At 48.4% G+C, this 22,338-nt stretch carries 18 protein-coding genes; 16 read left to right on the top strand and 2 right to left on the bottom strand.

Translation table 11 applies throughout. The annotated features are described in order from the left end of the window. From TX85_RS23635 to TX85_RS23600, 8 genes are all read left to right on the top strand, one after another. Positions 1 to 1,308 (top strand): sensor histidine kinase, encoded by a 1,308-nt coding sequence (locus TX85_RS23635; RefSeq protein ID WP_044482373.1) that lies wholly within the window; start codon positions 1 to 3, stop codon positions 1,306 to 1,308. 120 nt (positions 1,309 to 1,428) lie between these two features. Beyond that, positions 1,429 to 3,501, top strand: a complete 2,073-nt coding sequence (locus TX85_RS23630) for a serine hydrolase domain-containing protein (protein ID WP_044482372.1) — start codon at positions 1,429 to 1,431, stop codon at positions 3,499 to 3,501. 204 nt (positions 3,502 to 3,705) lie between these two features. Further along, positions 3,706 to 4,521: an aminoglycoside adenylyltransferase domain-containing protein gene (locus TX85_RS23625; protein WP_316244906.1), complete on the top strand. Its 816-nt coding sequence runs from the start codon at positions 3,706 to 3,708 to the stop codon at positions 4,519 to 4,521. Between the two features lie 64 nt (positions 4,522 to 4,585). After that, entirely contained in the window at positions 4,586 to 5,023 is a 438-nt protein-coding gene (locus tag TX85_RS23620) for a MarR family winged helix-turn-helix transcriptional regulator (protein ID WP_044482370.1), read from the top strand. An 86-nt stretch (positions 5,024 to 5,109) separates the two neighbouring features. Next, on the top strand, positions 5,110 to 6,051 hold the full coding sequence (locus tag TX85_RS23615) for a ring-cleaving dioxygenase (protein ID WP_044482369.1): 942 nt from the start codon (positions 5,110 to 5,112) through the stop codon (positions 6,049 to 6,051). Between the two features lie 15 nt (positions 6,052 to 6,066). Further along, positions 6,067 to 7,044, top strand: a complete 978-nt coding sequence (locus tag TX85_RS23610) for a ring-cleaving dioxygenase (RefSeq protein ID WP_044482368.1) — start codon at positions 6,067 to 6,069, stop codon at positions 7,042 to 7,044. Between the two features lie 147 nt (positions 7,045 to 7,191). Beyond that, positions 7,192 to 8,142: a LacI family DNA-binding transcriptional regulator gene (locus tag TX85_RS23605; RefSeq protein ID WP_044482367.1), complete on the top strand. Its 951-nt coding sequence runs from the start codon at positions 7,192 to 7,194 to the stop codon at positions 8,140 to 8,142. Positions 8,143 to 8,220: 78 nt separating this feature from the next. Then, complete coding sequence (locus TX85_RS23600) at positions 8,221 to 8,847, top strand: HAD family hydrolase (protein ID WP_044482365.1); 627 nt, start codon at positions 8,221 to 8,223, stop codon at positions 8,845 to 8,847. A 73-nt stretch (positions 8,848 to 8,920) separates the two neighbouring features. On the opposite strand, the gene glf is transcribed toward TX85_RS23600, so the two are convergent. Together glf and TX85_RS23590 are read right to left on the bottom strand one after the other, a co-directional pair. Continuing rightward, positions 8,921 to 10,024: a UDP-galactopyranose mutase gene (gene glf, locus TX85_RS23595; RefSeq protein ID WP_044482363.1), complete on the bottom strand. Its 1,104-nt coding sequence runs from the start codon at positions 10,022 to 10,024 to the stop codon at positions 8,921 to 8,923. Positions 10,025 to 10,081: 57 nt separating this feature from the next. Next, complete coding sequence (locus tag TX85_RS23590) at positions 10,082 to 10,747, bottom strand: FadR/GntR family transcriptional regulator (protein WP_044482361.1); 666 nt, start codon at positions 10,745 to 10,747, stop codon at positions 10,082 to 10,084. 258 nt (positions 10,748 to 11,005) lie between these two features. Here TX85_RS23590 and TX85_RS23585 point away from each other — a divergent pair, with 258 nt between their 5' ends. The 8 genes from TX85_RS23585 (at position 11,006) to TX85_RS23550 (ending at position 22,336) form a co-directional block, all read left to right on the top strand. After that, the gene (locus TX85_RS23585; RefSeq protein ID WP_233500847.1) at positions 11,006 to 11,962 is read left to right on the top strand and encodes a sugar kinase; all 957 of its coding nucleotides are present in this window, start codon (positions 11,006 to 11,008) and stop codon (positions 11,960 to 11,962) included. A gap of 13 nt (positions 11,963 to 11,975) precedes the next feature. Then, positions 11,976 to 12,620, top strand: a complete 645-nt coding sequence (locus tag TX85_RS23580; protein WP_233500846.1) for a bifunctional 4-hydroxy-2-oxoglutarate aldolase/2-dehydro-3-deoxy-phosphogluconate aldolase — start codon at positions 11,976 to 11,978, stop codon at positions 12,618 to 12,620. Between the two features lie 12 nt (positions 12,621 to 12,632). After that, the gene (gene dgoD / locus TX85_RS23575; protein ID WP_044482360.1) at positions 12,633 to 13,784 is read left to right on the top strand and encodes a galactonate dehydratase; all 1,152 of its coding nucleotides are present in this window, start codon (positions 12,633 to 12,635) and stop codon (positions 13,782 to 13,784) included. Positions 13,785 to 13,907: 123 nt separating this feature from the next. After that, positions 13,908 to 16,928, top strand: a complete 3,021-nt coding sequence (locus tag TX85_RS23570) for a glycoside hydrolase family 2 TIM barrel-domain containing protein (protein WP_316244909.1) — start codon at positions 13,908 to 13,910, stop codon at positions 16,926 to 16,928. 120 nt (positions 16,929 to 17,048) lie between these two features. After that, a complete protein-coding gene (locus tag TX85_RS23565; protein WP_044482357.1) occupies positions 17,049 to 18,746 on the top strand; it encodes a sensor histidine kinase in 1,698 nt (565 codons plus the stop codon). Continuing rightward, positions 18,713 to 19,930: a response regulator transcription factor gene (locus TX85_RS23560; RefSeq protein ID WP_044482356.1), complete on the top strand. Its 1,218-nt coding sequence runs from the start codon at positions 18,713 to 18,715 to the stop codon at positions 19,928 to 19,930. Before TX85_RS23565 ends, TX85_RS23560 begins: the two co-directional genes overlap by 34 nt. 166 nt (positions 19,931 to 20,096) lie before the next feature. Beyond that, a complete protein-coding gene (locus tag TX85_RS23555) occupies positions 20,097 to 21,422 on the top strand; it encodes an ABC transporter substrate-binding protein (RefSeq protein ID WP_044482355.1) in 1,326 nt (441 codons plus the stop codon). 32 nt (positions 21,423 to 21,454) lie between these two features. Continuing rightward, positions 21,455 to 22,336 carry a carbohydrate ABC transporter permease gene (locus TX85_RS23550; protein ID WP_044482354.1) on the top strand — a complete coding sequence of 294 codons (882 nt, stop codon included), beginning with the start codon at positions 21,455 to 21,457 and terminating at the stop codon, positions 22,334 to 22,336. The last annotated feature ends 2 nt before the right edge of the window (positions 22,337 to 22,338 follow it).

The following is a 22,338-nucleotide window of genomic DNA, read 5'->3' as shown; positions in this document are numbered from 1 at the left end:
ATGGACGGTATGCTGCTTTTTCTTAATTTGAGTGTGGTGCTGGTTATGGCCGTGCAGGTGAACTTCTACTTTAACTCCGTGTTTGGCAAGGAAAAGAGTAAACCGACGAAGAAATGGTTTGTTCTTCTCTTTCTTCTGCTGAATTTTTGGTATATGAGCGCCTACTTTACACCACTGTTGTCCTCCTTGATCGCCCTATTCGTCATCTTCTGTCTGGCGATGGGGTATGAAGTGGAGATGCGAATGAGGGTGATCTTCTCGGTGCTGTACGCTGTGCTGATCTCCCTCATTAACTTACTCTGTATGTATTTGCTCAATCCTTCGACCTCTGTGGCTCTGGACAATTGGGCGATCGTGCCGGAACGGGAAGAGATGTTGGTTGCCAAGATGAGTATTTTGCTGAGCTGTATGATCATGTTTGCCGTCGTCCAGATTATCCGGTTCGTTGCCAAACGCCGCAGCTTCCCCCTTCATTCACGCTATTACCTGATGTTTCTAAGCGTGCCCATCATCAGCATCTATCAAGTGAACGTGCTGTCTGTCTACAGCGAGAAGAACATGCATTACCTCATCTCGATCATTGGTTCCATTGTGCTGAATGTGCTGGTGGTTTATATACTGGACACCGTGATTGCCAGGTTTCAATTGTTGCATGAGAATGCCGGGCTCCAGCAGCAGATGGACTATCAGGATGCCAACTACGAGAAGACGGTGCATAGCTTCAAGAAGATCAAAAGCATCATCCATGATACCAACAAGCAGTTGCTTTATGTCGCTGAATGCATTGATCAGGGGCAGGTGGACGAGGCGAACCGACATATCCGGGTCATCCTGAATAAGGTGGAGCATGCCTACCACCGAGTGAACACCGGGAATCTGGTCGTCGATGCATTGGTGACGAATGCGCTGAATATTGGTCAGGAGAACGGTATTCGCGTGGACACGGAGCTTCGCTTGCATGATCGGGAGCTTGGCATTGAACGTTATGATCTCTGCGTCGTACTGGGGAATCTGCTTGATAATGCCGTAGAGGCTTCTAAGAAGGTAAGGGTCGCGCAGGATCGGCATATCCGGATCCAGATTCGTTCCAACAAATCTGCACTTTTGATTTGCGTCCGCAATTATGTAGACCGTGAGGTGGGCGATCTGAGTACCCAGAAGGCAAGCTCCGGTTATCACGGCTTTGGCTTGGTCAATATTGAGCGAATTTGTGAGAAATACGGCGGGCATATGACGATTGAATCTGCTAATCACACGTTTGACAACATGGTGATGATCCCTTTTTCAACCCAAGACTCCTCAGCCTAAAAGTGCTGTTCAGGGGTCTTTTTTTTCGTTTCGGGGTGTTTCCGTACTTCTCTTAGGAATCCATCCGTATAATCAGATTCAAGCTAAGGAATTTGGTTGGAGAAGAGAGGAGATCATCGTATGAATACATTAAAAAAGCTAGGCGCAGCTGCGATTGCAGCTCTGATGCTCGTTCTGCCGGCAGCTGGAGTTGGTGCAGCAGATCCTAAGGATGCCGGACTGGCTGAGCGCAAAGCGCGGGAAGCCGCCGAAGTGCTCGTTCGGGATTATGGCGTGAATAGCGTGCAATATGCGATTCGGGATCAAGGAAAGGTTGTGTTGTCGGGGGGACTTGGAGTCACCGCCGATGGGAAGCGGGAGGCCGTCTCCAAGGATACCATGTTCGGAATTGGTTCCGTAAGCAAGGTATACTCCACCGCAGCCGTACTCAAGTTGGCTGAGGCAGGGAAAGTGGATATTGACCGTCCGCTCACGGACTACATTCCTGATTTTCAAATGGCGGATGAACGCTACAAGCAAATCACAACCCGGATGCTCATGAATCATTCGGCCGGATTGTACGGGAGCCATTATAAGAACAGTATGCTGATGGCGGATAATGACTCGCAAACCTATGATACATTGTTGGAAAATCTGCGGAATGAGCGGCTGAAATCCGATCCGGGAGAGTATTCCGTCTATGCGAATGATGGATTTCAGTTGCTGCAGCTTCTGGTGGAACGGGTAAGCGGATTACGCTATAACGAATATCTGGACCGCTATATCAGCGCGCCCCTTGGGTTAACCTTCACCAAGACACCGCTGGATACATTCAATCGGGCCTCGCTGAGCCCAGGGCGGTTCCCTGGAATTGCCGGGGATCTACCGCATGAGAATCCAAATATACTGGGAACGGGCGGTATTTACTCTACTGCAGAAGAAGTAACTCTGTTCTCGGAGGTACTGACAGGTAAGCGTCCTGAGCTAATGACTGCTGCTTCTGCGTTGGCCATGCAAGCCAAAGAGTACCGCAAGGGCGTCTGGGTTGAAGACAAGACCAATACGTATGGCTACGGCCTGGGATGGGATTCCGTGGATCTTAGTCCATTTGACCAATACGGCATTAAGGCAGTGACCAAGGGGGGAGACACGATTATCTATCATTCGGCATTGGTTTCCTTGCCGGAAGAAGGCATGTCTATCGCGTTGCTGACCTCGGGAGGTTCTTCGATCTTCAACACGTTGGCGGCATCCAATATTATGCTGGCGTACTTGCAGGAGACGGGGCGAATTGCTGAAGTGCTGCCTCCGCCAACCTTCGAAGCGCCTGTGAAAGTAGATATGCCAAGCGAACTGCTTGAGTTCTCTGGTCTATACGGAACGGTAGGTTCAACCCTTAAGGTGAGCATAAAAGACGGTGAAATTGCTATGCCTGGATTATTAAGCGGCATGATTCCCGAACAGAACTATGTATATACAGGTGATGGAGAATTCACTAGTGAAGATGGCCGCACCTTGATTAGCTTTGATGAACAAACTAACGGACATACGTATATTCGTACCCGGGCCAACCTGGAATTTCCGGGGCTTGGCCAGACGCTTATGGCTTACTATGAATATCAAAAGCTGGGCGAGAACGTCCTGAGCCCCGAGGTATCCAAGGTGTGGCAGCAAAGAGACGGAAAAACGTATTATGCATTGGACGAGAAAATCAATTCCCTCTTTTATCTTGCCCCTCCATCCATCCTGTGGAAGCCAATCGTACTGGATGAGGGAGGCAGCTATGCCAATGGAACAAAGATCAAGGATGCCAATCATGCTGTTAATATCGCTGAAATCCCGGTGATGAACGGCCGCGATGCCTTTGATCTTAGCTTCCGGCAGCAAGACGGAGTAGAGTACCTGCTGGCAGATGCCCGCACTTACGTAAGTGAAGCGGCAGTGGGCGCCATTTATGGCGGGACGGCCTCCAGAGTCACGATTCCTGAATCGGGTTATGTGCGGTGGTTTAAGGTGGGTAGTGAGGCTGCTGGGAAAATGATGAGTGTACAGCTTCCGGCTGGCGGGGGATTCGCCGTCTATACGGCAGACGGAGCACTTGTGGAGTTCTCGGTAGCCAGTGGCAATCGGGCCGCGCTTCTGCCGGAGAATGGCGTTATCGTGTTCGGTGGTCAGGCGGGAGATGTGTTCGAGATCAAGTTGGCCAATAAATAGGGAAACATATCTTAGGCTGGCGGAACCATAGAAAGCAGCAAGTCCTGCGGGAGAGCCTCCTCCTCTCGCAGGACTCGTTTTTATATCCTATTAGACTGAGCAGCTTAATTAAACCAACGCACATCTCAGTTATAAATGAGTGTTACCTTGATATAAATAGCAGTTAAATTATACTTAGAGTGCTGTTATGAGATAATCTGGAAGGTGATTGATGTGGATACCCAGGCTTTTTTAGATAAAATCGTTACTCTTTTCAAAGATGAACTTAGGGAGAACTTGTTAGGGATTTATTTGCATGGATCACTAGCCATGGGGTGTTTTAATCCCATTAAAAGTGATATCGATTTTTTAATTGTGGTTAAAGAAAAGCTGATGCCAGCAAATAACTCCAGGATTGCACAAATAGCGTTGTCTTTGCATGACGAAATGTCTAAAGGGTCTAATGAGCGCGGAATAGAATTTACCATCATTTTGGAAAATTACTTAACGTCTTTTGTTTATCCGACACCTTTTGAGTTTCATTACTCTGATTATCACAGGGAGAAATATCGTGCAGATGAGAATTATCTTTGCGGGGGATTTGAAGATGAAGACCTGGCTTCTCAGATTGTTGTTGCATATGAGAGAGGGATAGCTCTATATGGAAAACCATTAAGCGAGCTTTATGAGCCGATTGACAGTAAATACTACCTTGCCTCCATTTTACAGGATGTGGAGGGATGTGCTGAGGAGATTGCTGACAATCCTCCTGCATATCTAACTCCTATGTACCTCACCTTAAATCTTTGCAGAGTTTTGTATTTCATAAAAGAAGGGAAGGTATCATCCAAACAAGAGGGCGGAGATTGGGGATTAAACGCTTTGCCCCAGGCATTTCACCCGCTGATTAGACAATGCCTGCATGAATATACCGGGACAGGCTGCGGAGAGACAGAACATAGTATTGTTGATCTACAGTCTCTGTTAGCATTTGCTGACTACATGATACGGGAAATAAATCAAAATTTATCATTACGCTAATAGAAGCCTTGCTTTTTTGTCGCTTGAGGTGTAAAGTGATAGTAACGAAGGGAAGTGAGCTCGATTGAAAAAGAATACGCTTAGTTCACTGAATTGGTTGCGCATTGCCCGCTTTACCCATCAAAGCAATTTGTTGTCCAATGAATTCCTGAAGCCATTTCATATCACTGCCGCTCAATTTGATGTATTGAATCAGATTGCCAGTTATCAGCCCATCATGCAGAGTCAATTAGCGATGAAGGCAACGGTGACGGAGGGCGGAATGTCCCGTATGCTCCAGCGGCTTGAGCAAGAGGGATATATCCAGCGTAAGCAAGAATGGAAGACGAAATGGATTTATCTCACGCCTAAAGGAGAAGATAAGATGAAGGAAGTCTTTGAGCACCAGCTTGCCTTTCAAACGTCGTTATTCAATGAATGCTTGACTGAGGAAGAGCAGAAATCACTATATAAGCTGATGTCTAAGCTGCAGAAGCATACGGAAAGTAAAATGGACACTTAGCATTGCATTGCCGGAGGCAAGCTAAGCTGCACATTTTTTTAACCCTATCACTTGACTAGTAAACCGAAACCGAGGAGGAGTAATCCATGTTTAAAATTCCAGGACATCATCACATTTCTATGATTACCAAAAACGCCAATCAAAATAGCCGCTTCTACCGGGATGTGCTTGGCTTGCGGCGCGTGAAAGTAACCGTAAACCAGGATGAGCCCTCAATGTATCACTTATTTTATGGAGATAAAACGGGAAGCCCGGGTACTGAACTATCCTTCTTTGAAATTCCACCGGTAGGGAATACTTATCGTGGCACCAATGCCATCACGAAGATCGGGCTGCTCGTACCCTCCGAAGCTAGTCTGTTGTATTGGAAAGCGCGCTTTGAGGAGTTGGGTGTGGAGCACGGAGAGATCACGACTTATGCCAATCACCCCGCTTTACTCTTTGAAGATTCAGAAGGGCTGCGAATGGCGCTAATCGTCTCTCATGGCACGAAGGTTGCGCACTGGCAGACCTGGGAGAAGTCAGAGGTCCCTGCCGAGCATCAGATTCAAGGGATGGGTCCGGTGGAAATCACGGTTCGGAGACTGGATAAGCTGGCGAGCACACTTACGGACATGTTTGGTTATACAGAGGTCAGCCGGACGGATGATGAAGCCATCCTTCAATCCATCAAAGGTGAGGCCTTTGGAGAAATCGTCGTGAAATATCTGGACGGTCCTTCGGAAAAGCCCGGTCGTGGCAGCATTCATCATCTGGCCATTCGCGTGAAGAACGACGAGGAGCTGATCTACTGGGAAGAGCAAGTGCGGGCACGCGGCTTCCATTCATCCGGCATTGTGGACCGCTTCTATTTTAAGAGCCTGTATTTCCGGGAATCGAACGGGATTCTATTTGAAATTGCAACCGATGAACCCGGCTTTACCGTGGATGGGGATGTAGACACACTTGGTGAAAAGCTGGATTTGCCGCCTTTTTTGGAAGAGCGCAGAGCAGAAATTGAAAATAACCTGATCCCGCTTGAGGATTAATAGGAGGAGAATATAATGAACCATCTTAAAGGAGTACACCACGTAACGGCTATTACCAGCAGCGCAGAAAAAAATTATGAATTTTTCACCTATGTATTAGGCATGCGGCTAATCAAGAAGACCGTGAATCAGGATGATATTCAGACGTACCATTTATTCTTTGCCGATGATAAAGGCAGCGCGGGAACGGACATGACATTCTTTGATTTCCCTGGCATTCCAAAGGGCACGCATGGAACCAACGAGATTTCGAAGACCTCCTTCCGCGTACCAAGCGATGCAGCGCTAACGTACTGGATGCAGCGCTTCGATCGGCTCAAGGTCAATCACAACGGGATCAAAGAGCAGTTTGGGAAAAAAGTGCTCGCGTTCACCGATTTCGATGACCAGCATTATCAGTTGATTTCTGATGAGCACAATACCGGCGTGGAATCCGGAACACCATGGCAGAAGGGCCCTGTTCCTTTGGAAAACGCGATTACCGGCTTGGGACCGGTCTTTGTCCGAATTGCAAACTTTGATGACTTTAAAGAAGTCCTGGAGAAGGTCTTGTTGTTCCGAGAAACCGCTAAGGAAGGGTCCTATCATTTGTTCGAGGTCGGGGAGGGCGGCAATGGGGCTTCGGTGATCGTAGAGCACAACACGTTCCTGCCTCCGGCGCGTCAAGGCTACGGCACGGTGCACCATGCGGCATTCCGGGTAGAGGATCGCTCCGTATTGAATGAATGGATTGAGCGAATGAGCAGCTTTGGCTTCCCGACCTCCGGGTATGTCAACCGCCACTTCTTTGAGTCTTTATATGCCAGAGTCGCACCGCAAATTCTGTTTGAATTCGCCACGGACGGGCCCGGATTTATGGGGGATGAGCCTTATGAAACCTTGGGCGAAAAATTATCGCTGCCACCCTTCCTGGAGCCCAAGCGCGCGCAAATCGAGAAATTGGTTCGTCCAATTGATACGGTAAGAAGCACCAAGGAGTTCATGAAGGAGTGATCCGCCGAAAACATTTGAAATTATCGGTTAGATTTAGTATGAATGACCGGCAGCATGAGGTAGACCATTTTATGGTATCTTAGTTATAAGAATCTGCGAATAGGAAGCAGAAAAAAATACAAGCTTGAGGTTCAGGGGAAGGTTGCAATGGCCAATATAAGTGATATTGCAAAGCTTGCGGGGGTATCCGTATCTACCGTATCAAGGGTTCTGAATCACAATCCTTACGTATCTGAAGCGAAGCGGATAGCCGTGCAGCGGGTGATCGACGAACTGGATTATACGCCAAACCGCTTGGCAGTCGATCTAATCCGCCAGGAAACGAGAACGATCGGCGTTATCATGCCATACAACAACAATCAGGCCTTTGATCAACTGCTTCACGGGGTACTTAATCGGTCGGTGGAGCAGGGTTACTCCGTGATGGTTCTGCCTACAAGGTACGATCCGGCTCAAGAGCTCAGCTGCTTGGCCATGCTCAAAAATAAACAGCTGGACGGCATTATTATCACCTCGCGTTCGAACGACTGGGATGCGATTATCCCCTACACGAAATATGGCGCAATCGTCGTATGTGAATATACCGATCACCCGGAGCTCGGCTGCGCTTATATGGATCGATATGCCTCCTTCGTGGACGCTTTTCAATTGCTAAGGAGCAGAGGACACGAACGAGTCGCATTTACGACGGCAAGAGGAACAGAGAGCAATAGTACGCAGCTGATCATCAGGGCTTATCATCATGTATTTGGTGATCTGCCGCCGGCGTATCATGTTACGGATTGTTACAGCATGGATGACGGGGAGAGAGCAGCCCGGCTATTGCTCGAATCTGATCTTAGGCCGACTGCTGTATATGCAAATGGCGATGAGGTTGCGGCAGGGATCTATCGATATGCATCGAGCCTTGGCTTGCGGGTGCCGGAAGATCTGGCGATCATGGGCCAAGAGAATCAGCCTGTCGGGATCGGATTACACCTGTCTACGGTTGATCATCAGCTGATACAGGTCGGTGAACAAGCCTTTGATCTATTGATCGGGAAATCCAAGGATAAGGTGGAGATTCCATACCGTATTATTACGCGGCAATCGATCTAGCTATTGACTTGAAATGCATTTCATACTTTAGCATGGAGATATTCTCTAATCACCAATCATGCTAAAGGAGGAACATTCATGTACACTGCCTGCATCTTTGACATTGACGGCACGCTGATCCATACGGAGCAAGCTGTGTTGGGATCTCTGCAGAAGCTTCTGAAGCAAAATTATGATCTGGAAATGAGCCAGCAAGATCTTGCCTTTGTTCTCGGGATTCCAGGGGCCGTCTCCCTGCGCCGGCTTGGGATTGAGTACATTGATCTTGCCAATAAAAGATGGAATGATCTGATGGAAGAGTATCGACATACGGTACATGTTTACGAAGGTGTCCGGCAGTTGCTCACTGATCTTAGAGAGCAATCGGCCCTTACCGGAGTAGTAACGTCGAAGACCTACCAGGAATTTTTGGACGACTTCGTCCCCTTTGGTCTCGTACACGATTTGACCTATGCTATCTGTGCGGATGATACGAATCTGCATAAGCCGCATCCTGAGCCATTGCTTAAGTTTCTCGAGATGTCGGGTGCGAGGGCGGAAGCGTCCATCTATATCGGAGATACGATTTACGATTATGAATGTGCGAGAGATGCCGGTGTAGATTTTGGGTTAGCATTGTGGGGGTGCAGGCAGCCCGACGCTATTCCGGCGAAGTATAAATTTGAACATCCGAGCGACATTCTTCCCCTGATAGAACGCCATTAATGAGTGAGCTTTTGTTCAGATACTTATATGACACAGTCCCGATGATCCTTTGATGAGATCACCGGGACTGTGTTTATTTCCCTAATTCCCTTTCAACAGCCGTCAAGGCTTCCGCGATGACCTGATGCATGTCGTAATACTTGTAGCCGCCCAATCTGCCGCCAAAAATAACGTCGGATTCCTGATCAGCCAACGCCTTGTACTGCTTGTATATCTCATTGTTCTTCTCGTCGTTAATCGGGTAATAAGGCTCCAGACCGGGCTTCCATTCGGTCGGATACTCCTCTGTGATCACCGTGCCGGCCTGGGTGCCGAATTCAAAATGCTTATGCTCAATAACCCGGGTGTAAGGCGTCTCCCGATCGGTATAATTCACCACGGCATTGCCCTGATAGTTGTCGGTCTGGCTCAACACCTTGGTCTCAAATTGCAGGCTTCGGTATTCAAGTACGCCGTATCTGTAATCGTAATACTGATCGATCATCCCCGTGAAGACAACCTTCTTCGCCGACTTCACAAGCTCCTCGCGCTGCTCGAAGAAATCAACCTGCAGACGGACTTCAGTTCCTTCAAGCATTTTGTCTACGATGACGTTATAGCCGCCCTTTGGTATGCCCTGATACTGATCGTTAAAATAGTTGTTATCATAGGTGAAGCGAACCGGCAGCCGCTTGATGATGAAGGCTGGCAGATCTCTGGCAGAGCGTCCCCACTGCTTCTCGGTGTATCCCTTAATCAGCTTCTCATAAATATCCGTGCCGACCAGCGAGATCGCCTGTTCCTCCACATTTTGAGGGTCCTTAATGCCGGCGGCCTGTCTTTGCTCCTCAATCCGTTGCTTTGCCTCCTCCGGACGAACCACTCCCCAGAGCTGGTGGAAGGTGTTCATATTGAAGGGGAGATTGTAGAGCTCCCCCCGGTAATTGGCCAAGGGGGCATTGGTGTAGCGGTTGAATTCAGCGAACTGATGGACATAGTCCCAGATCAGTTTGCTATTGGTATGGAAAATATGGGCGCCATATTTATGAACATGGATTCCTTCGATGTGCTCGGTGTGGACATTGCCTCCGGTATGCTCTCTCTTGTCGATCACCAGGCAGCGTTTGCCCCGCTGGCGTGCTTCATAAGCGAATACAGCGCCAAACAGGCCCGCACCGACAATCAAATAATCGTACATGGTGTAATCTCCTTCTCTTAACTTCCGCTCATAAAGGCGAACGCTTCTGCTTCCTGCTTATTTTTTTAGCGCTTCCAGCATATCTTTGATATGGTGATACATAAGCTGTCTTGCCTGTTCACTGTGCCGTTCTTCTATTGCAATAGCAATCAGGACATGGTAGTTGGAAGCCTTTGTTCTCATATGAGGCAGTGTGTTTGTATACTTGCGGCCTTCAGAGAGCAGCGGGAATATGGACTCCATCATCCGGAATAAGACAGGCTGTTGGGCAGACTCTGCAATTAGGCGGTGAAAGGCAAGGTCGGTATCCAGAAAAGGACCTCCCTCCTCCATTTGCAGCACCATATTATCAGCAAGCTCTCTTAATTGTTTAACCTCGGGGAGTGTGGCCCTTTCCGCACTTAATGCCGCTAGAGCAGGTTCGATAAGGATCCTTGCTTCGAGCAGCTTAACTAGCGAAATATCTCCAAGCTCCTTCAGGTTTGCAGTCGGATCCTCCAGTAACAAGGGGTCGTTCCTCACGTACATTCCCCGGCCATGCTCAATACTGATGTTTCCCTGGCTTTCCAGGGTTCGCAAGGCCTCTCTCACTGTAGAGACACCTACCCCCAGCTCTTTCGAAAGCTGTTGAAGAGTCGGAATGCGGGAGCCGGGGGGCCATTCCCCGCCAATGATCTTCTCTTTGATCTGATCTATTGTAGCTGTAAAGGCTGTCTTCTTCATCTCATCCATTTCCCCTGTTTGGTCTACTCTGTCATGTTCATTTTAGCATAACCTATTCGGTTTCTCCTCATAGAAATAAAGATTGACACACAAAACCAAAGGTAATATCATTACCTCAAAAAGATCATATCTATTATGGGAATAACTCATGAAATGTGTGTATTTTCTTATTTTCATTAAGTATTGATCATATCTATAGGAAATTAAACATGGAGAACAAAACAAAGATATGATCTATAACTAAAAGGAGGGATAAAGGTGGAGGTAGTAACCTTTGGCGAATCCATGGTGCTGTTCAGCTCGGATAAGAACCTGCCGCTGGAGTATGTTCACCAATTTAACAAGCAAATGGCCGGGGCCGAATCCAACGTTGCGATCGGGTTGGCCAAATTGGGACATCGCGTGGGATGGTTCAGCAAGCTGGGGGATGATCCTTTCGGCCGTTATGTGCTTCACCAAATTAGGGGATATGGCATCGATATATCAAGATGCCGGCATACCGGCGATGCTCCTACGGGCGTTTACTTTAAGGAGCAACGCACCAAGGGGAAGACACAGGTCTATTATTACCGGCGTCATTCTGCGGCAAGTATGATGCACCCGGATGAGCTGGATGAAGCGTATCTGGCGGGGTTTAAAATTTTGCATATTACAGGAATTACTCCTGCGCTGAGCCCGGATTGCCTGGCACTCACGCGCAAGGCCGTTGCATCAGCCAAGAAGCTTGGCTTGAAAATCGTTTTTGATCCCAATGTACGCTGGAAGCTCTGGGACAGTGAGGAAGCGGCCAAAGAAGTATTGCTGGAGCTGGCTGGCTCGGCAGACTACATCCTGCCCGGATTGGACGAGGGTGAGCTGTTGACAGGCTGCACGCAGCCTGAGGATATTGCCTCAGCTTTGTTAAAGCCAGGGGTAGCGGGCGTTGTCGTGAAGCTTGGCAGCAAAGGGGCGTACTTCCAGTCGGAGCAGGATAGCGGTTATATGGCCCCTTTTCCGGCAGAGGAGGTGGACCCCGTAGGAGCAGGAGATGCGTTTGCTGCGGGCTTCATCAGCGGGCTTCTGCATGGAGAAACACTTGAACAGGCCGTTCGCAGAGCCAGTGCCATGGGAGCGATCGCAGTAAGTGTTAATGGTGATGTGGAAGGACTCCCCAATGAAGCGGAGCTGCTGAATATGATGAAGGGTGATCAAGACTATCAAAACGTAAAACGATAGGAGTGTGGGGGAAGTGACGAAGCAAGAGCAATTGGACAAATTGATGAATTCAGGCATCGTAGCCGTTGTGCGAAGACCGCCGAGCGATAAGGTGCAGCTTATTACCGATGCGCTGGTAGCCGGCGGAGTGGAAGCATTGGAGATTACGGTGGATTCCGAGGGAGTCTTCGAGCTTATTCCTTTGCTGAAAGAGAAATACGGCGGGCAGGTGCTGGTCGGTGCCGGTACCGTAATGAATGCGAGAGTAGCAGAAAAGGCGCTTCAAGCAGGAGCGGATTTTATCTTCTCGCCGATCCTGGATGAAGCGACGATTAAAATAACAAATCGCTATGGACGTATCTCCATTCCAGGCGTGATGACCCCTACCGAAATTGCCAAGGGCTATGAATGGGGGGCGGACGTACTGAAGATTTTCCCGGGAGCAACACTAGGTGCCAGCTATATCAAGGAGGTCTCGGCACCGCTGGCGGGAATTCCGATGATGCCGACGGGCGGCGTGACGCTGGACAATGTAGCCGAATTTATTCACGCAGGGGCAGTGGCCGTAGGCCTGGGCAGCTCTCTGCTGAACAAGGCGGCGATTGCAGAAGAGAGATACGAAGATATTACGGAATTGGCTCAAAGGTTCAAAGCAGCAATTACAAGGGCTAGAGGATAAGGAGAGAATTATATGAAAATTACGAATTACAAGACATTTATCGTTCCGCCGCGCTGGTTGTTTCTCAAAATTGAGACGGATGAGGGAATTGTAGGCTGGGGCGAGCCGGTTATTGAAGGCAAGGCCCATACGGTTCAAGCCGCTGTAGACGAATTGATGGACTTCCTCATCGGCAAGGACCCGCTTCGCATTGAGGATCATTGGCAGGTCATGTACCGCGGAGGCTTTTATCGCGGAGGCCCGATTTTGATGAGTGCGATTGCAGGAATCGATCAGGCGCTATGGGATATCAAGGGCAAATACTTTAACGCCCCTGTATACCAATTGCTTGGAGGGGCCTGCAGAGATTCGATGCGCGTCTATTCCTGGATCGGGGGAGACCGACCTACAGAAGTAGGGCTGGCTGCACTAGAGAAGAAGAACGCAGGCTTCACAGCCATCAAGATGAATGCTAGCGAAGAGATGCAATATATTGATACCCATGACAAGGTGGACAAGGTTGTTGAGAGAGTAGCTGCAATCCGAAGCGCTGTGGGACCGGATTTCGGAATCGGCGTTGATTTTCATGGCCGCATCCATAAGCCGATGGCAAAGGTACTGGCCAAGGAGCTTGATTCGTTCCGTCTGATGTTCATTGAAGAGCCCGTGCTCCCTGAGAATAATGAAGCCCTTCGCGAAATCGCGAAGCATACCAGCACACCGATCGCTACAGGAGAAAGAATGTTCTCGCGCTGGAACTTTAAATCGCTTCTGCAGGACGGTTATGTAGATATCATTCAGCCTGATTTGTCTCATGCGGGCGGAATCACAGAATGCAAGAAAATTTTTGCCATGGCCGAAGCCTTCGATGTAGGGGTTGCCCCTCACTGTCCGCTCGGACCGATTGCGCTGGCGGCTTGCCTTCAGGTGGATGCCACGGCGCACAATGCTGTCATTCAGGAGCAAAGTCTCGGCATCCATTACAATCAGGGCAATGATCTGCTGGATTATATCGTCGATCCGAATGTATTTGCATACAATGATGGCTATGTCCAAATTCCCCAAGGACCTGGGCTTGGCATCACCGTGAATGAAGAGTATGTGATCCAGATGGCGCTTGAAGCTCCGCATCGTTGGAGAAATCCGATCTGGCGTCATCGTGACGGTTCTGTGGCCGAGTGGTAATTTCCACTTATCATCGATTTCAAACAAAATAACCCTTAATTCAAACAAGAATCAGGTTGAAAGCCTTTTCACATCCAGTAGAATGAATGTGTAACAGACTAAGCTGAATGATGAGTGAGGAGCATGATGATGATCGATCTGCCTAAGTACTGGGAAGACTTGAACGTGCTGCATAAGAACAGAGAGGCTGCGAGAGCTTACTACATTCCTTTTGCGGACGAAAAATCGGCACTGCAGCAGCAAAGAGGGCGCTCTCCTTTTTATAGAACCCTGAACGGGAATTGGAAGTTTAAATATCACGAGTCGGTTCAACAGGTTGAGGACGGGTTTTATGATGCAGATGCGGATGTGAGCGGGTGGGAGGATCTGCTGGTTCCATCCTGCTGGCAGGTTAATGGATATGATCAGCTGCATTATACGAATGTGAATTACCCTTTTCCTTGTGATCCGCCATATGTACCCAATGCGAACCCGGCGGGGCTGTATGTCCGAGAGTTTAACTTGTCCAAGGATTGGGAAGGAAAACAAAAGTACATCGTCTTCGAAGGCGTGAACTCCTGCTTCTATCTGTGGATCAATGGCACATGGGTTGGTTATAGTCAGGGCAGCCGTGTCACGGCCGAATTCGATATTTCGCCTTATGTTCAGGCCGGCAGGAACAAAATCGCTGTGATGGTGCTGAAATGGTGTGATGGCTCCTATATCGAGGATCAGGATATTTGGAGATTCTCGGGGATTTTCCGGGATGTCTATTTACTCGCAAGAAGCCCGCAGCATGTTCGGGACATATTTAATCGTACGGAATTGAACGCCGGACTGGATCATGCAACGGTGACCTGTGAGCTGGAGTCGATCGGGCATATTGAAGCTCAAGTCAAGCTGACGGATGCCGGAGGACAAATCATAACAAGCGGAGCATGCCAGGTAGACGGTACGGGCAGCCTCGTGCTTGAGGTCGAACGGCCCCAGCTGTGGTCCGCTGAAGCGCCTAATCTGTATCACTTGACTATTTCGGCGGGGGAAGAGGTCTTCTGCTTCTCGGTCGGATTCAGAAAAATAGAGATTACGGACGGCGTATTTTATATCAACCAGGTTCCGGTGAAGCTCAAAGGGGTTAACCGGCATGATTCTCATCCGGTATTAGGGCAGACGGTTCCGATCAATCATATGATTGCCGATTTGAAGCTGATGAAGCAGCATAACATCAACACGATCAGAGCCTCCCATTATCCCAATGATCCGAGATTTTTGCAGCTGTGCAACGAATACGGCTTCTATGTCATCGATGAGGCAGACCTGGAGTGTCACGGCGTGTTCCATGCTGTCGGAGATTTTAACATGCTGACCCGTCTTTCCGAGTGGAAGCCCGCTTTTGTGGAGCGTGCGATCCGTATGGTTGAACGGGACAAGAACCATCCGTCCGTCATTATCTGGTCCATGGGCAATGAATCCGGCTATGACGAGAACCATATGGCCATGGCCAGGTGGACGAAATCGCGCGACGCTTCCCGACCAGTGCACTATGAAGGCTCGGATCCGCGGCATTTCGGAAGCCCGGATGTCGAGGTGCTGGACATGGAGAGCCGGATGTACTCCTCTCCAGCCTACATTGAAGAGTATGCCAAGAACGAGAACAGCACGAAGCCGATGTTCATGTGTGAATACAGTCATGCGATGGGCAACGGTCCCGGCGATCTGAAGGAATATTGGGACGTCATTTATAAATATCCGAAGCTGATGGGCGGCTGTGTATGGGAATGGTCCGACCACGGTATTTTGACGGCCACGGAGGACGGTATTCCATACTACGCTTATGGCGGTGATTTTGGAGATGAGCCTAATGACGGAAACTTCTGTATCGATGGATTGGTGTCCCCGGATCGAATTCCGCATACAGGTCTGCTGGAGCTGAAAAAAATTATCGCGCCTGTTTCCTTTGAAGCGGTAGATTTGGCCAAAGGCATGATTAAGATCAACAACCTATATGATTTTATAGACCTATCACATCTAAGACTCTTTTGGAAGGTTGAAGAGGAAGGCATGCTTGTGGAGCAGGGGTATCTTGAATTGGGTGATATTAAGGCCCACACCTCAGAGAACGTGGAAATACCGTACCACTTCCCGCAGGCTGCGGCGGCACCGTATATATTGACCTTGTCCTGCAGATTGAAGGAGGATCAGCGGTTTGTACCGGCTGGACATGAAGTGACCTTCGAGCAGTTTGAGCTCCCGGTGGCACGGCTTGCGAAGGAAGCTGCGGCCCTCAGAAACAACGACATCGAGATGATGAAGCAGAAGGATCAGCTTATCATTGAAGGCTTTGATTTCAGGCATGTCTTTGATACGTACAAAGGCACGTTTGTCTCCTTGACCAAGCATGGGGTAGAGATGCTGAACAAACCGCTCGGCTTTAATATTTGGCGTGCCCCGATCGATAATGACCGGAAGGTCAAACGGCAATGGTACGAAGAGGGTTATGACCGGGCAACGATGCATGTGTATAAGGCAGAAGTCACCGAGCAGGACGAGACCAAAATAGCGATCAGCGTAGAATTCTCTCTTGGCGCCTATATTAAGCCCCCATTATTGCATGGGACTGCTTCCTGGAGCGTGGCTGGAGATGGCCAGGTGGACTTAAAGGTGGATGTGCGCGTACGTGAAGACCTGATCTTCCTGCCGCGCTTCGGGCTGCAGGTCACGATGCCGCCCGGGACCGAGGAAGTGGAGTATTTCGGTAATGGCCCTCATGAGAGCTATATCGACAAGAATCACAGCACCAGAAAAGGAAGGTATTTGGCTATGGTCGATAGCTTGTTCGTACCGTATGTCATGCCTCAGGAGAACGGCTCCCATGACGGGACGGAATGGGTGAGCGTAACCAATGAGCAAGGCATGGGCTTGAAATTTACGGGGCTGCAGCCGTTCTCGTTCAATGCCTCCCATTTTACGCCGGAGGATCTGACTGAGGCGCAGCATACGTACGAATTGAAGCCGCGGAAGGAAACCATTGTTCATGTCGATTATAAAATGAGCGGCGTAGGTTCCAATTCCTGCGGACCGGAGCTTCTGGATATTTACCGTCTGGACGAGAAGGAATTCTCCTTTGAAATCGCAATAGCTCCAGTGTTCAAGGAAGATGAATAAACGAACGGATCAGGTGTCTCCATGATTTCATGGGGACACCATTTGTTCAAATTAGCGAGTACTTTTGATATACTGGTTAAAAAAAATTGGCGGCTCTATTCGCAGCAAGAAGGTACAAGAATGAAGAACTTTTGGAGAAGATTACAGCTACTTAGAAATAACGGGAGCGTGCGTACCAAGCTGCTGCTTGCCTTTTTCATCGCAGCCGTATTGCCTGTGGGAGCACTAAGCTACTTCTCGTTTCATAAGTCCTCCGAGGTCGTGAATACGCAGTTCGGCAGTTACGGAATGTACGCGGTGGAGCAGTTGAAAATTCATATCGATAACGATCTTCGGCAGATGGATCAAATTACCGGCAATATATTAACGTATCTAATAGCTTCCTCCATTTATATTGAGGATGAGCCGCCTGCAACTTATACCCGATTCGTTGAAGAGCGGGACTTTCAAAATTACTTGAACTCATTAGGCAATAACCTGTATAAAGTGGCCGTGGTAACTCCTTCCGGAAGAATCATAGGCAACGACCTGATCGTCAGCGAGAAGCTGGCGAATTCGCCATTCTGGACCACCATCTCTGCCTATGAGCAAAGACACGTGTCCATCCACATTCCAGATTATTATTCAGTACAGAACGATGAATATGTGATCAGTCTGATGATGCCCTTAAAGAATGCATTCGGCTTACCCCATGGCAGCAAAATATTAATCGATATGAAAGCGGATACAGTGATCGAGGTCATTAAGTCGTTCGAAAAAGATACCCGCTCCCATTTGCAGATCATGGACCCGTCAGGGCAAACGCTGCTTCAGACCTCGACAGACTATGATCACCACGATGATGACATCGTCTGGTCCCGTTCCTTGGAAATGGAAGATTGGATTGTGGAAGCCAGAATCAAATATGCGGATTTTTATGAATCCTCCACAGTGATTTTACAATATTCCATTCTTATTTCAGCCCTGGCTATTTTGCTAGGTATCGCTATGGCGAGCTTTTTTTCATTCCGCTTTACAATGCCAATCAAGAAATTAGCTCATTCCATGCGCAGATTCGGGGAAGGCGATCTATTGATCCGAACTCCGGTCATGTCGAAGGATGAGCTGGGCTTTTTAAGCGAGAGCTTTAATAAAATGACGGAACGGCTTATTGCTTCGATGCATGAAATCACTCGTACCGAAAAGCTTAAGAGTGAGGCTGAATTACAAATTCTTCATTACCAGATTAATCCGCATTTATTGTTCAATACGCTAAATTCGATCCAATGGAAGGCCAAGCTGGCGCATCAGCCGGAAATCCATAAAATGCTGCAGCATTTGATTGTGGTGCTTGAGGGGAGCTTCAATTTTAAGCAGACACTGGTTCCATTAGAAAAAGAGCTTGATATCGCCTATCATTTTATTGAAATTCAGCGATATCGCTATGACGATGCCTTTACTTTTGATTTGGAAGTGGAGCCCGGGCTGGAGGAATGTTTTATTCCGCGTATGGTGTTTCAGCCTTTGCTTGAGAATATTTTCTTCCACGGGTTCCGTGATGGACAAGGAAGGATTAAGATGAAGGTGTATTCGGAGAAAAATAAGCTGTATATGGTGCTGGAGGACGACGGGATCGGCGTGAAGCCGGAGCATTTGGCATATATAGCGTCGGGCCGCAAGATTCCCGGCAAGCAAGGCGGACTGGGCCTTAGGAATGTGGATGAACGAATTAAACAGCACTATGGCGATAGCTATGGTCTCTCGATAGAATCTGACAGAAATAAGGGAACGAAGGTGACTTTATCATGGTTAAAGACAACAGTGGACATGCATCTTTAATTCAAGTGCTCATCGTGGATGACGAGCAGCTGGTACGTAAAGGTCTTCGTATGACAACGGATTGGGAGAAGCATGGCATGGTGGTGGTTGACGATGCGCCTAACGGCAGCGTGGGCTGGCAGAAGTTTGTGGAGTACCGTCCGCAACTGGTGATCACGGATATTGTTATGCCGGAGATGGATGGGATTGAACTGGCCAAAAAAATTAAAGAAGAGGCGCCGGATACGGCAATTCTATTATTAAGCTGCCATCGAGATTTCGTGTATGCGAAGAGTGGAATTCAGATCGGTGTCCATGATTATATCGTAAAGACAGACATGGATGATGAGCATATGGAGCTTGCTCTTGAGCGGATTCGTCAGCAATTTGATCAACGGGTACTCGCTCGCCAGACTGCCGCATGGGCAGGAGATTCCCCTTCTTCAGAAATGAAAAGCGACGGAGAGGAAGCACTGGGCACATGGCTGCATCAAAACGACTACACGGCCAAGCAACAATTACTCCAGAAGCTCAGAGCCGAATGGCATTGGATGCTCAAGAAGTGCTATATCCTGTTTTTGTATTTTCCTGAAGAAGAAGGGGGAGGCATGCAATCCCTTCGAAATTCATGGAAACATATTATGGCTGCTGGCGCTGGCCAAATCGATTTTTTGCAGATCGGTGACCGCACTGCTATAGTGGTCGCGCATCAGTCCTGTTTATCGCTCGTTCAATCCTCATTGGTAGAGATGCAGCTGAAGCATAGCGGACTGGCGTGGAGACAAAGCACGGTAATCAACGGTGAGGACGAATGGCTCCGTCAGGCCGAAGCCTTGTTCCGGTTATGGGGAATTGAAGCTAGCTTGGTGCTGCTGCAGGATACCCATAAGGAGGACATTATTAGAGCGATCGATTACATCGATCAACATCTGCAGGACGACCTGCGTGCGGCGGATGTGGCCTCGCAAATCGGCGTGAGCCGCAGCTATTTCAGCACGATTTTTAAGGAGGCTACAGGAAGCAGCATCATTTCCTTTATTTCTGAGCGCAGGCTGGAAAAGGCCAAGGAGCTGCTAAGCGCAACTACGATCCGTACAGAGGAAGTGGCTGAGAAGGTCGGCATTCAGGACGTCAAATATTTCTCCAAATGGTTTAAGAAAAGAGCCGAGCTTACGCCTGGCCAGTACAGAATTCAAACAAAATGACGCCGGATTCCAACAAAAATACTCCAATGCCCTGCCTTTTTGGGCATTTTTTTATTTATCGGAAAAGAGGACACTAATATAAAACATATGTCAGTATGAAAGCCCTTTCAGACATTTTAAGATACTAGTGAAAGAAGCGGTACACATCTAAGGAGGGTTACTAATAATGAGAAAGAAAAGTATAGCCTATTTGCTTATTGCTTGCTTAATGATTTCTTTGCTGGCTACGGCTTGCTCAGGCAATAAGAACAACAATTCCTCGGCGGCGGGACAAGGCAATGGCGACGAGAAGGTCAAGCTGGTAGTGTGGACCTGGGAAACGGCCAAGGATGGACTTGACCTGAATATGGAAGCGTTTCAGGCGAAATATCCGAACATTGAGGTTGAATTTCAGAATATGAAATCCACGGATTTGTATTCCAAATACTTGATCACCTCGAACACGGGAGATGCCGTGCCGGATATCATTACCGTAGAATCCACCAACCTGGCGCAAATTGTACAGATTGATTCCTTGCTGGATATTACGGATAAAGTAGCGCCTTACAAAGACAAGATGAGCCCATACAAGTGGGAGGATGCGACGAAGGACGGCAAAACCTACGCTATGCCATGGGATAGCGGCCCGGTCGTCATGTTTTACCGGAATGACTTGTTTGCTCAAGCAGGACTTCCAACCGATCCGGTTGAGGTATCCCAGACGATCCAGACCTGGGAAGATTATTACGAGGCTGCCAAGCTGGTGAAGGAAAAGACCGGTGCATTCATGTACGGAGACTCCAAAACGAACTCCAGCAACCGGGTATTTGAATCCATGATGTGGCAGCGCGGGCTGTGGTATTTTGACGACCAAGGAAAGGTAGCCGTGGATTCCCCGGAAATTCAAGAAATCGCGGATTACTTGATTAAGATGCAACAGGAAAATCTCGTGTACGATGCCCGTGCCAATACAGACCAATGGGGCAACGGAATCCGTGACGGACAGGTTGCAACCGTGGTAGGCGGATCATGGCATGACGCCATTATTGAAAATCAATATTCTCCGTCCGACAGCGGAAAATGGTCCGTAGCCATGATGCCGAAGTGGTCCAAGGACGACAAGTATTCGGGCGCCAACCAAGGCGGCTCCAACCTGGCTATTAACAAAAATTCCAAGCATCCGGAAGAAGCATGGCAGTTCATCGAATTTATGCTGGGCAGTGAAGAGAACCAGGTGAAAATGATGTCCGATGCAGGCCTGTTCCCGGCGATGATGATCGATAATAACCCGGCTATTGATGAGCCTTCAACCTACTTTAACAACCAAGCGATCCGCAAGGTTTATGCTGAGTCCCTGGCAAATACCTATCCGCTCGCCTATACTTCCGATTTCCCAATGGCTAACAAGCTGATGACTGATGTATGGGCCAAGGTATTCCTTAACAATTCAAGCCTTGAGCAGGCATTAAAGGAAATGGCGGACGAGCTTCGCAGCAAAACAAAAAGAGAATAGCGCATATTTCTGATAGGATTGGAGGGGACGATATGACATCCAGATTAAATAAGCAGTTGAAAATAGCTCCCTATATTTACATCTCGCCTTATTTCATCCTGTTCTTCGTCTTCTCCCTTTATCCCATTCTTTATTCCATCTACATCAGCTTTACGGACTGGAATGGGTCAGGCGAGAAGACGTTCATAGGCTTTGAGAATTATGTCCAATTGTTCGGGGACAAAAATTTCTGGTTATCCTTGTGGAACAGCTCGATCATCTTTTTAATGTATGTGCCCTTGATGCTGTTCCTCGGACTTATATTTGCATCGATGCTGAATTCCAACTGGATGGTAGGCAAAGGCTTTTTCCGGATGGCCTTGTTTGTTCCGAACTTTGTATCTGTCGTAGCGGTATCCTTCGTGTTCGTTCTGTTATTGAATACGCAAAATGGGCTTTTCAACAGCGTGCTTCGAAATATCGGACTCATCGATAATCCGATTCCATGGCTTGAATCGCCGTGGTGGGCCAGAATCTCGGTGTCGATCATGGTGCTCTACCGTTGGCTTGGCTACAATATGCTGCTATTAATGACGGGATTGCAAAATATTTCAAAGGATCTTTACGAGGCGGCTTACGTGGATGGAGCGACAAAGATTAAAAGTTTCTTCTTCATAACGATTCCGCTGGTGAAAAAAATGCTGTTGTTCTGCACGGTACTGTCCACCATTGGAACCTTTTCCTTGTTCACGGAGCCGTTCATTTTAACACAGGGCGGACCGCTCAATTCTACTTTAACTCCCGTTCTGATGCTGTATACGGAAAGCTTCCAAAACTTTAACTTCGGTTACGCGTCGTCGATTGCCGTCTGCTTCTTTATTCTGATGATGACAGTCTCGTTAATCCAGATGCGCGTATTCGATGATAAGGAATAGGA

Origin of the sequence: Paenibacillus antibioticophila (assembly GCF_000455265.1) — a bacterium.
Lineage (GTDB): Bacteria > Bacillota > Bacilli > Paenibacillales > Paenibacillaceae > Fontibacillus > Fontibacillus antibioticophila.
The sequence above is the reverse complement of the archived record's forward strand: the minus strand, read 5'-3'. Positions and strand labels throughout refer to the sequence as shown.